The organism is Pseudoroseomonas cervicalis ATCC 49957 (assembly GCF_000164635.1).
Lineage (GTDB): Bacteria > Pseudomonadota > Alphaproteobacteria > Acetobacterales > Acetobacteraceae > Pseudoroseomonas > Pseudoroseomonas cervicalis.
On the sequence record NZ_GG770777.1, the window covers coordinates 501,886 to 514,576 of the forward strand.

11 protein-coding genes are annotated in these 12,691 nt (G+C 71.8%); 9 read left to right on the forward strand and 2 right to left on the reverse strand.

The features are described 5' to 3' along the window. The 5 genes from HMPREF0731_RS02145 to HMPREF0731_RS02165 form a co-directional block, all read left to right on the forward strand. Positions 1-448 (forward strand): hypothetical protein (locus tag HMPREF0731_RS02145; RefSeq protein WP_169312246.1); only part of this gene is annotated, 448 nt, incomplete at its 5' end. Next, positions 445-1,479 (forward strand): SDR family NAD(P)-dependent oxidoreductase, encoded by a 1,035-nt coding sequence (locus HMPREF0731_RS02150; protein ID WP_007002358.1) that lies wholly within the window; start codon positions 445-447, stop codon positions 1,477-1,479. The genes HMPREF0731_RS02145 and HMPREF0731_RS02150, both read left to right, overlap by 4 nt. A gap of 93 nt (positions 1,480-1,572) precedes the next feature. Further along, positions 1,573-2,085, forward strand: a complete 513-nt coding sequence (locus HMPREF0731_RS02155) for a (2Fe-2S)-binding protein (RefSeq protein WP_051014651.1) — start codon at positions 1,573-1,575, stop codon at positions 2,083-2,085. Beyond that, positions 2,085-3,089, forward strand: a complete 1,005-nt coding sequence (locus HMPREF0731_RS02160; RefSeq protein ID WP_007002360.1) for an FAD binding domain-containing protein — start codon at positions 2,085-2,087, stop codon at positions 3,087-3,089. Before HMPREF0731_RS02155 ends, HMPREF0731_RS02160 begins: the two co-directional genes overlap by 1 nt. Beyond that, positions 3,086-5,329 carry a xanthine dehydrogenase family protein molybdopterin-binding subunit gene (locus HMPREF0731_RS02165; RefSeq protein WP_007002361.1) on the forward strand — a complete coding sequence of 748 codons (2,244 nt, stop codon included), beginning with the start codon at positions 3,086-3,088 and terminating at the stop codon, positions 5,327-5,329. The genes HMPREF0731_RS02160 and HMPREF0731_RS02165 overlap by 4 nt, the downstream gene beginning before the upstream one ends. Before the next feature lie 64 nt (positions 5,330-5,393). On the opposite strand, the gene HMPREF0731_RS02170 is transcribed toward HMPREF0731_RS02165, so the two are convergent. Both HMPREF0731_RS02170 and alaS read right to left on the reverse strand, forming a co-directional pair. Continuing rightward, entirely contained in the window at positions 5,394-6,476 is a 1,083-nt protein-coding gene (locus tag HMPREF0731_RS02170) for a DmpA family aminopeptidase (protein ID WP_007002362.1), read from the reverse strand. Then, positions 6,473-9,118 (reverse strand): alanine--tRNA ligase, encoded by a 2,646-nt coding sequence (gene alaS, locus HMPREF0731_RS02175; RefSeq protein WP_007002363.1) that lies wholly within the window; start codon positions 9,116-9,118, stop codon positions 6,473-6,475. The genes HMPREF0731_RS02170 and alaS overlap by 4 nt, the downstream gene beginning before the upstream one ends. 145 nt (positions 9,119-9,263) lie before the next feature. Between alaS and HMPREF0731_RS02180 the strand changes: the two genes are divergently transcribed. The 4 genes from HMPREF0731_RS02180 to HMPREF0731_RS02195 form a co-directional block, all read left to right on the forward strand. Beyond that, entirely contained in the window at positions 9,264-10,655 is a 1,392-nt protein-coding gene (locus tag HMPREF0731_RS02180; RefSeq protein ID WP_007002364.1) for a replication-associated recombination protein A, read from the forward strand. Beyond that, on the forward strand, positions 10,652-11,041 hold the full coding sequence (locus HMPREF0731_RS02185) for a fluoride efflux transporter FluC (RefSeq protein WP_007002365.1): 390 nt from the start codon (positions 10,652-10,654) through the stop codon (positions 11,039-11,041). Before HMPREF0731_RS02180 ends, HMPREF0731_RS02185 begins: the two co-directional genes overlap by 4 nt. Before the next feature lie 219 nt (positions 11,042-11,260). Next, positions 11,261-12,241: an RluA family pseudouridine synthase gene (locus HMPREF0731_RS02190; RefSeq protein ID WP_040611847.1), complete on the forward strand. Its 981-nt coding sequence runs from the start codon at positions 11,261-11,263 to the stop codon at positions 12,239-12,241. Between the two features lie 4 nt (positions 12,242-12,245). Further along, positions 12,246-12,691, forward strand: a 446-nt coding sequence (locus tag HMPREF0731_RS02195; RefSeq protein ID WP_007002368.1) for an AsmA family protein, incomplete at its 3' end; no start/stop codon positions are given.

The following is a 12,691-nucleotide window of genomic DNA, read 5'->3' on the forward strand; positions in this document are numbered from 1 at the left end:
CGATGCGACGCGCGAGGGCGCCGGCTGGCACCGCATGGAGGATTGGGGCGTGTGGTGCCGCGAGGGCGGCGCCGCGCTGCGACTGCCGCTGCCGCCCCAGGCGGCCGGCGCGGCGCTGCGCCTCTATCTGGAGCTGCGCACCCCACCCGAGGCGCTGGCGGTGACGCTGCGCGCCGCCGCCGCCGGCAACACCCTGGCTGTGGCCGAGCTGGCATTGCAACCGCAGGGCGATGTCACCTATATGCTGGATCTTCCGGCGCTGCCCGCCGGCACACCCCTGGACCTGGAATTCGACAATGGCGCCGGCATCGCGGCGCAGGCTATCGCCGGTGAAGCCGAAACCCGTATCGGCGCAGGGCTGCGCGGCTTCATGCTCTGCCGGCTGGACGACCATGCCTCGCGCCTCGCCTTCCTTGAGCAGCAGAGCTTTCTGACCCCCTCCTCGTGAACGCCATTCCCTCCCCTGCCCCGGACCTGACCGGCGCGCGCGTGCTGGTCACCGGCGCGGCCGGCTTCATCGGTGCCGCCCTGGCGCAGCGCCTGCTGGCTGCCGGCGCCGATGTCACCGGCGTCGACGTCCTGACCGACTACTATGACCCCGCCCTCAAGCAGACGCGGCTGCAGCGCCTGCGGGCGCAGCCCGGGTTCCGCTTCCGCCAGCTCGACATCGCCGAGCCCGGCGCGCTGGCCGCGGTCTGGGCCGAGGCACGGCCCGACTATGTGATGCACCTGGCTGCCCAGGCCGGGGTGCGCTACTCGCTCGACCATCCGCGCGCCTACACCTCGGCCAATGTCGACGGCTTCCTGGAGGTGCTGGAGGCGGCCCGGCACCACCCGGTGCGGCATCTCATCTACGCCTCCTCCTCCTCGGTCTATGGCGCCAACACCAAGGTGCCGTTCCAGGAGCGCGACGCGGTGGAGCAGCCGGTCTCGCTCTACGCCGCGACCAAGCGCGCCAATGAGCTGATGGCGCAGACCTATGCGCATCTCTACCGCCTGCCGGTGACGGGGCTGCGCTTCTTCACCGTCTATGGCCCGCTGGGCCGGCCGGACATGGCCTATTGGAAGTTCACCCGCGCGCTGTTCGCCGGCGAGCCGATCCCCCTCTACGATGGCGGCCGGCTGTGGCGCGACTTCACCTATATCGACGAGATCGTCGAGGCCATCGCCCGTCTGGCCGTTGCGCCACCCGCCACGCCGGAGGAGCCGGGCCGCATCAGCCCCTCCGTGCCGCACCGCCTGTTCAACATCGGCAATGATTCGCCGGTGATGGTCAACGACGTGGTGGCGCTGCTGGAGCGCTTCACCGGGCGCGAGGCGATCCGCCAGGAGCTGCCGATGCAGCCCGGCGATGTCGAGCGCACCTGGGCCGATGTCTCGCTGCTGCGCGCGGCGATCGGCTTCGCCCCCTCCACCCCGCTGGAGGTCGGGCTGGAGCGCTTCGTCACCTGGTATCGCAACCATCACGGCCTGAACTGACCGGCGGCGCAGCCACGGGGCTGTGAAGCCACGCCGCCCTCCCTGTCGCGTTGTGCCCCGCAGATGCGGGACCACAGCAAGCGGAGACGGGATATGGGCGAGGTACGCGACAAGGCGCCGGCGCTGGCGGCGCGCCAGGACAGCGGCATCCTGCTGGAGATCAACGGCCAGCCGCACCGGCTCAGCCTGGATCCCCGCACCACGCTGCTCGACGCGCTGCGCGACCATCTGGGCCTGACCGGCGCCAAGCCGGGCTGCAACCAGGGCGCCTGCGGCGCCTGCACCGTGCTGCTGGACGGGCAGCGGGTGAATGCCTGCCTGACGCTGGCCGTGGCGGCGCAGGGCAAGGCGGTCACCACCATCGAGGGCCTGGCCGAGGGCGGCACGCTGCATCCGATGCAGCAGGCCTTCATCGACCATGACGCCTTCCAGTGCGGCTATTGCACGCCGGGTCAGATCATGTCGGCGGTGGCCTGCGTGCGCGAGGGCCATGCCGGCTCGGCCGCGGAGATCCGCGAATACATGTCGGGCAATCTCTGCCGCTGCGCCGCCTACCCGAAGATCGTCCAGGCGATCCAGGACGCCGCTGCCAAGGGAGGCGTGTGATGCAGGGCTTCTCCTATCACCGCGCCACGGATTTGCAGGACGCGCTGCGCGCAGGCGCGCAGCCCGGAGCCTCCTACCTGGCGGGGGGCACCACGCTGGTCGACCTGATGCGCATCGGTGTGATGCGGCCCGAAAGGCTGGTCGACCTGCAGGACATCGCCGAGCTGCGCGGCTTCGACCTGGCCGGAGGCGCGCTGCGCTTCGGTGCCCTGGCGCCGATGGCCGAGGTCGCGGACGACATCGTGCTGAACCAGGACTACCCGGCCCTGGCGGAAAGCCTGTCGCTGGCGGCCTCGGCCCAGCTGCGCAACATGGCGACCCTTGGCGGCAATCTGCTGCAGCGGACCCGCTGCCTGTATTTCCGCGACACCCGCTATGAGCAGTGCAACAAGCGCAACCCGGGCAGCGGCTGCGCCGCGCTCGATGGCGTCAACCGTCAGCACGCCATCCTCGGCGGCTCCGACCAGTGCATCGCCACCATGCCGAGCGACTGGGCCGTGGCGCTGACCGCCTTCGACGCCATCATCGAGATGACGGGGCCCGGTGGCAAGCGCAGCCTGCCCATCGATTCCTTCCATATCCCCTATGGCGAGAAGCCGGAGGCGGAGACGGCGCTGCAACCGGGCGAGATCCTGACCGCCATCCGCGTGCCCGCCACCGAGGTCGGCCGCGCCTCCTGCTATGTGAAGGTGCGGGACCGTGAATCCTTCGCCTTCGCCATCAGCTCGGCGGCGGTGGCGCTGCGGCTGGAGGGCGGGCGGATCGCCGAGGCGCGCGTGGCGCTGGGCGGCCTCGCCACCACGCCCTGGCGGGCGCATGCGACGGAGGAATTGCTGCGCGGCCAGTCGCCGAATGCGGCGCTGCTGCGCGGCGCGGCGGAGCGCGCCATGGATGGCGCCCGGCCGCGGCCAGGGCAGGAATTCAAGGTCGCGCTGGGCCAGGGCACGGTGGAGGAGGCGCTGCGCCTGGCGCTGAAGCGCGGCGGGCAGGAGATCGCGGCATGAACGCCATCATCGGCACCCCCGTCCCGCGCGTCGATGGCCGCGCCAAGGTCACCGGCAGCGCGGCCTACGCGCTGGACCATGGCTATACCGGCATGCTGCATGCCGCGCTGGTCCTCTCCCCCGTCGCGCGCGGGCGCGTGCTGTCGATCGACAGCGCGGCGTTGCAGCGCGAGCCCGGCATCCGGCTGGTGCTGACGCACGAGACCATGCCACGGCTGCAACCGGATGCCAGCATGATGGAGGGCGGCCACGCCCATTCCGGCTTCCGCCCGCTGGAGGGCGACGAGATCCGCTATCACGGCCAGATCGTTGCCATGGTGGTGGCCGACGGGCGCGAGCAGGCGGAGGAGGCCGCCGCGCGGCTGCACATCCGCTACCGCGCCAAGGACGGTGCCACCGGCCTGATGCCCACGGGCGCCGAGGCCGAGCAGCAGGTGGGCGAGCTGGATGTCGGCGATGCCGACGCCGCCTGGTCCGCCGCCGAGACGCGCATCGAGGCGTCCTATGAGGAGCCGCCGCAGCACCACAACCCGATCGAGCTCTACGGCACCCTGGCCGCCTGGGATGGCGAGGGCGGCGTCGAGGTGCATGTGCCCAGCCAGTGGGCCGGCGGCATGCAGGCCGCCATCGCCAAGCCCTTCGGCCTGCCGATGGAGAAGGTGCGGGTGCGCTCGGCCTATGTCGGCGGTGCCTTCGGCGGCAAGGCGACGCTGCTGGCCAGCAGTCTTCTGACCATCGCCGCGGCGCGCATGCTGGGGCGGCCGGTGAAGCTGCAGGTCTCGCGCCAGCAGGGCTTCAGCAATTCCTCCTTCCGCCCGCAGGCAAGGCAGCATATCCGCCTGGGCGCCACGCGCGAGGGGCGGCTGACCAGCCTGCACTACCGCACCGAGAACCAGACCAGCCGGCTGGATGACGCGGCCTTCCCGGGCGGCGAGATCCTGGCGCGGCTCTACGACATCCCGGCGATGCAGATGCGCGAAGGCATCGTGCGGACCGATGTGAACACGCCCGGCTTCATGCGCGCCCCGGCCGAAACCCCGGCCATGTTCGCCTTCGAGAGCGCCATCGACGAGATGGCGGCGGCGCTGCGCATCGATCCCGTCGAGCTGCGCCGGCGCAACGAGCCGGCGCGCGATCCGGTGGGCGGCAAGCCCTGGTCCAGCCGCTCCCTGCTGCGCTGCTACGAGCGCGGCGCCGAGTTGTTCGGCTGGTCGCGCCGCGACCATGCGCCGCGCAGCATGCGCGCGGATGATGATCTGCTGGGCTGGGGCTGCGCCACCTCGGTCTATCCGACCTTCATCAGCACCAGCTCGGCCCGGCTGCGCATCACCGCCGAGGGGCGCGCGGAGGTCAGCTGCGCCGCCGCCGATATCGGCACCGGCACCTACACCATCCTGGCGCAGATCGCCGCCGACCGGCTGGGGCTCGCGCCGGATCAGGTGACGGTGCGGCTGGGCGACAGCGCGCTGACGCCCACCAATGTCGCCGGCGGCAGCACCACCGCGCTCGCCACCGGCAATGCCGTGGGCCAGGCGGCGGAGGCGGCGCGGGCCGAGCTGTTCGCCGCGCTCTGCCAGGCCGAGGGCCCCTTCCAGGGCGAGACGCCGGACCGGCTGCGTCTGGAGGGCGGCCAGGTCGTCAGCGGCAACAAGCGCCAGAGCTTGGCCGAGGCGGTGGGCAGCCTGCCGCGTGGCCATGTCGAGGCGCTGAGCCAATGGGCGCATCCCGAGATGCCGTCGAAGCAGGCGAGGAAGCTGTGGCGCGCGGGCTCCCCGCAGATGGGTCCGGACATGGAGAGCTTCACCGCCCTGGCCTTCGGCGCGCAATTCGTCGAGGTGCGGATCAACCCCCGCACCGGCGTGCTGCGGGTGCCGCGCATGGTGGCGGTGTTCGCCGGCGGCACCATCCTGAACCCGCAGACCGCGCACAGCCAGCTGATGGGCGGCATGATCTGGGGCCTGTCCAACGCGCTGCGCGAGAAATCCGAGATGGATGAGCGCCACGCCGCCTGGGCCAATGCCGACATGGCCGAATACCATATCGCGGTGAATGCCGATGTGCACGAGACCCAGGTCGAGATGCTGGAGGAGCAGGACGACAAGATCGGCCCGATCGGTGCCAAGGGCCTGGGCGAGATCGGCATCACCGGCGTGGCGCCGGCCATCGCCAATGCGGTGTTCCACGCCACCGGGCGCCGGCTGCGCCGCCTGCCGATCCGGGTGGAGGATCTGATCGGCTGATCCGCCACGGCGCTGGCGGAAGGCGGATGACGGCGCGGGGAGCCCCTCCCCGCGCCGTTCGCGTTCAGCGCCCGTGCCGGCGCAGCACGTCGCGCAGCGCGTCGAGGTCGATGGCCTCGCCGCGCCGCCTGCGCCGGGTCAGCGGGTCGCGGCTCTCGATGGCGGTGGCCATCAGCAGCGAGTTCAGCACCGCCTCCTCCACCGCCTCGATGGCGGCGACGAAGAGCGGCGACATCCGGTCGTTCGGCCAATCGGCATAGGCGGGCTGCGGCCGCCGCACCCCGGCATGGGTGGAGAAGGCGATGGCATAGTCGCCCGAGCCGTCCGAGAAGGCAGCGCCGGTGCGCGCCAGCCCGCCCATGGCCCGCAGCGCCAGGCGCTGCAGGTTGCGGTCCGACAGCGGCGCGTCGGTGGCGATCACCACCATCACCGAGCCATCGGCATCGCCGCGATCGGCATGCTCCTTCAGGTAGAAGCGGCCCAGCGCCTCGCCCACCGGCACGCCCTGCACCAGCAAAGCGCCGCCATAGTTGCTCTGCACCAGCGCGCCCAGGGTGAAGCCGCCCAGCGCTTCCGGCAGGCGGCGGGAGGCGGTGCCGATGCCGCCCTTCCAGCCGAAGGCCATGGTGCCGGTGCCGGCGCCGACGCTGCCCTCCGCCACCGGGCCATCGCTGGCCTCGGCGAGCGCGCGCAGCACATCCTCGCCGCGGATGCCGCGGGCGCGGATGTCGTTCAGCCGGCCGTCGTTGGTCTCGCCCACCACGGCATTGACCGAGCGCACCTCCTCATTGCCCGGCAGCGCCAGGGTCCAGTCCACCACCGCCTCCAGCGCGCGGCCGACAGCGAGGGTGTTGGTCAGCACGATGGGCGATTCCAGCTCGCCCAGCTCCTGCAACTGGGTGGCGCCGGCCAGCTTGCCGAAGCCGTTGATGGTGGCGAGGCCGGCCGGCACGCGCTCGCGGAACAGATTGCCGCCATGCGGGCGGATGGCGGTGACGCCGGTGCGGGTGAACTCCCCCTCGATCCGCGTCACCTGGCCGACCAGCACGCCCGCCACATCGGTGATGGCGTTCAGCGCCCCCGGGGCGAACTGCCCCGGGCGCAGGCCGAGATCCCGGGCGCGGCAGCGCGGCGCCGCCCCGCTCATCCGGCCAGGGCGGCCTTCATGGCGGCCAGGGCGTCCTCGGCCTTGTCGGCATCGGGGCCGCCGGCCTGGGCCATGTCGGGGCGCCCGCCACCGCCCTTGCCGCCCACCGCGGCACTGCCGGCCCGCACCAGCGCCACCGCGTCGGCGCGGCCCTTGGCGGAATCGGCCACGCCGGCCACCAGGCTCGCCTTGCCCTCGGCGGTGGAGACCAGGGCGACGACATCGACCGTGCCGGATTTCAGGATCGCCTCGGCCAGGCCCTTCAGGTCGCGCGGCGGCACCTCGCCCAGGTTGCGGGCGGAGAAGCGCAGGCCCCCCACCTCCTCGACCGAGGCCTCGCTGCCGCCGGTGGCGAGCTTCTTGCGCAGCTCGGCGACATCGCGCTCCAGCTTGCGGCGCTCCTCGACCAGGCTGGCGATGCGCGCCGGCAGCTCGGCCGGGTTCACCTTCAGCGCGGCGGCGGCCTCGCGCAGCGCCTTCTGCTCGGCCTCGATCAGCGCCAGGGCGGCGGCGCCGGTCACCGCCTCGACGCGGCGCACGCCGGCGGAGACGGCGCCCTCGGCCACGATCTTGAACAGGCCGATATCGCCGGTGCGGCGGACATGGGTGCCGCCGCACAGCTCCAGCGAATAGACGCCGTGCTTCTCGGTGGCCTCCGGGTCATGGCCCATGCCGACGACGCGGACCTCATCGCCGTACTTCTCGCCGAACAGCGCCATGGCGCCCGCCTGCACCGCGGCTTCCGGCGTCATCAGCCGTGTGATCACCTCGGCATTCTCGCGGATGCGGGCATTCACCTCGGCCTCGACCCAGGCCAGGTCCTCGGGCTGCATCGGCGTCGGCTGGCTGACGTCGAAGCGCAGCCGGTCCGGGGCGTTGAGCGAGCCCTTCTGCGCCACATGGGTGCCGAGCCGGCGGCGCAGCGCCTCATGCAGCAGGTGGGTCGCGGAATGGTGGGCGCGGATGGCGCTGCGGCGCTCATGCGCCACCTCGGCCTGCACCGGCTTGCCCGGCGCCGCCTCGCCCGCCTCGACCGTGCCGAGATGCACGAAGAGCCCGAGCTTCTTCTGCGTGTCGCGCACCGCGATGCGCAGCCCGTCGGCCCCGGTGATGCTGCCGGTGTCGCCCACCTGGCCGCCGCTCTCGGCGTAGAAGGGCGTCTGGTTCAGCACCACGGCGACCTCGGTGCCGGGGCCGGCCCGCTCCACCACGGCGCCATTGGCGACGACCGCGAGGATCTCGCCCTCCGCCTTCTCGGTCGAGTAGCCGAGGAACTCGGTGGCGCCGAGCTTCTCCTTCAGGTCGAACCACAGCGTCTCGGTCGCGGCCTCGCCGGAGCCGGCCCAGGCGGCGCGGGCGCGCTTCTTCTGCTCGGCCATCGCCGCCTCGAAGCCGGCGACGTCGACCGCCTTGCCCTCGCCGCGCAGCGCGTCCTGCGTCAGGTCGAGCGGGAAGCCATAGGTGTCGTAGAGCTTGAAGGCGACATCGCCGGGCAGCGTGCCCTTGTCGCCGAGCTTGCCGCTCTCCTCCGCCAGCAGGCCGAGGCCGCGCTCCAGCAGGCTCCGGAAGCGGTTTTCTTCCAGCTTCAGCGTCTCGCTGATCAGCGCTTCCGCGCGCACCAGCTCGGGATAGGCGGCGCCCATCTGGCGGATCAGCGCGGGCAGCAGGCGATAGAGCAGCGGCTCCTTGGTGCCCATCATGTGGGCGTGGCGCATGGCGCGGCGCAGGATGCGGCGCAGCACATAGCCGCGGCCCTCATTCGAGGGCATCACGCCATCGGCGATCAGGAAGGCGCCGGAGCGCAGATGGTCGGCCACCACCCGGTGGCTGATCTTGAACGGCCCGTCGGCCTCCTGGCCCGTCGCCTCGGCCGAGGCCAGGATCAGGGCGCGGAAGGTGTCGATGTCGTAATTGTCGTGCTTGCCCTGCAGGATGGCGGCGAAGCGCTCCAGCCCCATGCCGGTGTCGATCGAGGGGCGCGGCAGCGGGTTGCGGGTACCCGCCGGCTCCTCGAGATACTGCATGAACACGAGGTTCCAGATCTCGATGAAGCGGTCGCCATCCTCGTCCGGGCTGCCGGGCGGGCCGCCGGGGATGGAGGGGCCGTGGTCGTAGAAGATCTCGGAGCACGGGCCGCAGGGGCCGGTATCGCCCATGCGCCAGAAATTGTCCGAGGTCGGGATGCGGATGATCTTCTCATCCGGCAGGCCGGCGATCTTGCGCCACAGGGCGGCGGCGTCCTCGTCCTCCGAGAACACCGTGACCAGCAGCTTCTCCTTCGGCAGGGCGAAATCGCGGGTCAGCAGGGTCCAGGCATGCTCGATCGCCTGGTCCTTGAAGTAGTCACCGAAGGAGAAATTGCCCAGCATCTCGAAGAAGGTGTGGTGACGGGCGGTGTAGCCGACATTGTCCAGGTCGTTGTGCTTGCCGCCGGCGCGCACCGACTTCTGGGCGGTGGTGGCGCGGGAATAGGGCCGCTTCTCCTGCCCGGTGAAGACGTTCTTGAACTGCACCATGCCGCTGTTGGTGAACATCAGCGTCGGGTCGTTGCGCGGCACCAGGGGCGAGGATTCCACCACCGTGTGGCCATGGCGGGCGAAGTAGTCGAGGAAGGTGGCCCGGATGTCGTTGCTGCTGGTCATCGTCCGCTCTGTCGCCTTCCGCTCTCTAGCCCTGGGCGTGGTATTCCGTGGCCGCTGACGTAGCGCGGCCGGAAGGGAGTGGGAAGAGCGGCCTTCCGAGGCGGCCCTATGCAGCCCTGCCGCGCTGCGGCGTTATAAGGGCGCCATGCCGCGCAAAGCCCAGACCGACGACCTGTTCGGCGCCCCGCCCGCCGCCCCCGATGACGACGCCGCGCCGGAGGGCATGGCCGAGGCCGCCCGCCCGCTGGCCGACCGGCTGCGCCCGCGCGCCCTGCCCGAGGTGGTGGGCCAGGAACACCTGCTGGGCCCCGAAGGCGCCATCACCCGGATGCTGGAGCGCGGCGCCCTGGCCTCGCTGATCCTCTGGGGCCCGCCCGGCGTCGGCAAGACCACCATCGCCCGGCTGCTGGCCGAGGCGGCCGGCTTGCGCTTCGCCGCCCTCTCCGCCGTGTTCTCGGGCGTGGCCGATCTGAAGAAGGCCTTCGACGAGGCGCGGGCGCGGCGCCGCGCCGGCCAGGGCACGCTGCTCTTCGTCGACGAGATCCACCGCTTCAACCGCGCCCAGCAGGACGGTTTTCTGCCGGTGGTCGAGGATGGGACGGTCACGCTGGTGGGCGCGACCACGGAAAACCCCTCCTTCGCGCTGAACGGCGCCATCCTGTCGCGCTGCCAGGTGATGGTGCTGCGCCGGCTGGACGATGCGGCGCTGGAGCGGCTGCTGGCCCGCGCCGAGGCCGAGGCGGGCCGCGCCCTGCCGGTCGACGAGGCCGCCCGCGGCGTGCTGCGCGCCATGGCCGATGGCGATGGCCGCTACCTGCTGAACATGGCCGAGCAGCTGCTGGCCCTGCCGGAAGGCAGCGCCGCGCTGGACCCGGCCGGCCTCTCCGCCCTGCTGGCCAAGCGCGCGGCCCTCTACGACAAGGACCGGGAGGAGCACTACAACCTCATCTCCGCGCTGCATAAGTCGCTGCGCGGCTCGGATCCGGACGCGGCGCTCTACTGGTTCTCCCGCATGCTGGAGGGCGGCGAGGACCCGCGCTACATCGCCCGCCGCCTGACCCGCTTCGCCGCCGAGGATATCGGCCTGGCCGATCCCTCCGCCCTGCCCGCCGCCATCGCCGCCTGGGAGACCTATGAGCGGCTGGGCAGCCCGGAAGGCGAGCTGGCCCTGGCGCAGCTGGTGGTGCATCTGGGCGCCGCGCCCAAGTCGAACGCCGTCTATGTGGGCTACAAGGAAGCCCGCCGCGCGGCCAAGGAGACCGGAAGCCTGATGCCCCCCGCCCATATCCTGAACGCGCCGACCAAGCTGATGAAGCAGCTCGGCTATGGCGCCGGCTATGCCTATGACCATGACCAGGAGGAAGGGTTCAGCGGCCAGAACTACTTCCCCGACGGCATGCCAAGGCAGCGTTTCTACCGCCCCGCCGGCCGTGGCATCGAGGCGCGCATCCTCGACCGGCTGGAGGAATGGGAGCGGCTGCGCCAGGAGCGGGCCGAGGCGGAGGCGGCCGCACCCGCGCGGAAGAAGCGGCAGTGAGCGGCGCCTTCTCCCCCCTGGCCCTGGCGCTGGTGGCGCTGGGCGGCGCCTGCGGCTCGATGTCGCGCTATGCCATCGGCATCTGGGCGGCGGGCTGGTTCGGCACCGCCCTGCCCTGGGGCACGCTGGCGGTGAATGTCATCGGCAGCGCGGTGATCGGCGTGCTGGGCGGCGCCATGCTGGCCGGCATGCCCTTCCCGCAGGAGGCGCGGCTGCTGGCGATCACCGGCTTTCTGGGCGGCTTCACCACCTTCTCGGCCTTCGCGCTGGATATCGGCGTGCTGTGGGAGCGCAACCCGGCCGTGGCGCTGGGCTATCTGGCCCTGACCATGGCGCTCGGCCTCGGCGCCTTCGCGCTGTGCTTTGCACTAGGGCGGAAATTCTAAAGCCTTCTTTTTCTGAAGAAAAAGAAGCAAAAAGACTTTCTCCGCTGGCGGCCCGCCTGCGGCCGGAAGCGGGACGCCAGCCGACAAGAGTTTTTTGGTTCTTTTTTTCAAAAAAGAACGTCTTTGCTGCCCTGCCTTTTCCACAACCCACCCATTCTTGGGGTGAGCCGCGCGGCCCCGGCTGCTACAAGCCGCGCGCACGCGTTGATCGAGACTGCCATGACCATCCAGCACCGCACCGTCCATGCCGCGGACGCCGATTCCCGACTGGACCGCTGGTTCCGCCGGCACTTCCCCCAGCTGACCCAGGGGGCGCTGCAGAAGATGCTGCGCACCGGGCAGATCCGCGTCGACGGCAAGCGCGCCGAGGCCAACACCCGCCTGGCGCGCGGCCAGGAGATCCGCATCCCGCCCCTGCCCGAGGGCCCGGCGCCGGAGCCGGTGGCGCGCGACCGCCAGGTCTCGGCCGAGGATGCCAAGGCGCTGGAGGCGATGATCCTCTACCGCGACGATTACATCATCGCGCTGAACAAGCCGCATGGCCTGCCGGTGCAGGGTGGGCCGAACATCAAGAAGCACCTGGACGGGATGCTGGACGCGCTGACCTTCGAGAAGGAGGAGCGCCCGCGCCTGGTGCACCGGCTGGACCGCGACACCTCCGGCGTCATCCTGCTGGCGCGCGACGCCTCGGCCGCCGGTTTCCTGGCCAAGGCCTTCCGCGGCCGCGATGCCGAGAAGACCTACTGGGCCATCGTGGTCGGCCAGCCGCAATACCAGGGCGGGCGCATCGACATGCGGCTGGCCAAGCAGGGCGGCGGCCCGATGGGCGAGCGCGTGGTGCCGGCCGAGGGCCGCGACGGCGCCCATGCCATCACCGAGTTCGACACGGTCGATGTCGCCCGCCGCCACGCCACCTGGCTGGAATTGCGGCCGCTGACCGGCCGCACCCACCAGCTGCGCGTCCACTGCGCCGCGGCACTCTCCTGCCCGATCCTGGGCGATGGCAAGTATGGCGGCCAGGCGGCGCATCTGGAGGGCATGTCCAACGCCCTGCACCTGCATGCCCGCCGCATCGTGGTGCCGCACCCCGAGGGCGGCACGCTGGAGGTGACGGCGCCGCTGCCGCCGCACATGCTGGAGAGCTTCGCCACGCTGGGCTTCGACAAGCCGCGCAACACCGCGCCGAAGCGCCGGGGCTGACCCTATGGCCCCGCCCCGCCGCCGGCGTGGCCGCGCCGCGCTGATCGTCCTTGGCGTCGCCATCGCCCTGCCCGCCGCCGGCTGGGTCGGGCTGAACCTGCTGCTGCGCGACGAGGTGCTGCGCCCGCGCCTGATCGCCGCCGTCGAACAGGCCACCGGCCGCGCCCTGACCCTCTCCGGCCCGGTCGGCATCAAGCTCTCGCTGGTGCCGACGGTCACGCTGCAGGGCGTCGCCCTGGCCAATGCGCCCGGTGGCAGCCGCCCGCAGATGCTCACCGCCCGGCGGGTGGAGGCCGAGCTGGCCCTGCTGCCGCTGCTGCGCCGCCGCCTGGCCTTCGAGCGGGTGACACTGATCGAGCCCGACCTGCTGCTGGAGCTGGACGCCGAGGGCACCCCCAATTGGCGCTTCGGCCCGCCGCGCCCGGCTGAGGCCGCCGCCGCCCCTGCCGG

Bases quoted from the DNA above. Each gene is read 5' to 3' on its own strand.
- HMPREF0731_RS02180 (WP_007002364.1), top strand. From the start codon at position 9,264: ATGCCGCGCAAAGCCCAGACCGACGACCTGTTCGGCGCCCCGCCCGCC.
- HMPREF0731_RS02190 (WP_040611847.1), top strand. From the start codon at position 11,261: ATGACCATCCAGCACCGCACCGTCCATGCCGCGGACGCCGATTCCCGA.
- alaS (WP_007002363.1), bottom strand. From the start codon at position 9,118: ATGACCAGCAGCAACGACATCCGGGCCACCTTCCTCGACTACTTCGCC.
- HMPREF0731_RS02170 (WP_007002362.1), bottom strand. From the start codon at position 6,476: ATGAGCGGGGCGGCGCCGCGCTGCCGCGCCCGGGATCTCGGCCTGCGC.
- HMPREF0731_RS02155 (WP_051014651.1), top strand. From the start codon at position 1,573: ATGGGCGAGGTACGCGACAAGGCGCCGGCGCTGGCGGCGCGCCAGGAC.
- HMPREF0731_RS02160 (WP_007002360.1), top strand. From the start codon at position 2,085: ATGCAGGGCTTCTCCTATCACCGCGCCACGGATTTGCAGGACGCGCTG.
- HMPREF0731_RS02165 (WP_007002361.1), top strand. From the start codon at position 3,086: ATGAACGCCATCATCGGCACCCCCGTCCCGCGCGTCGATGGCCGCGCC.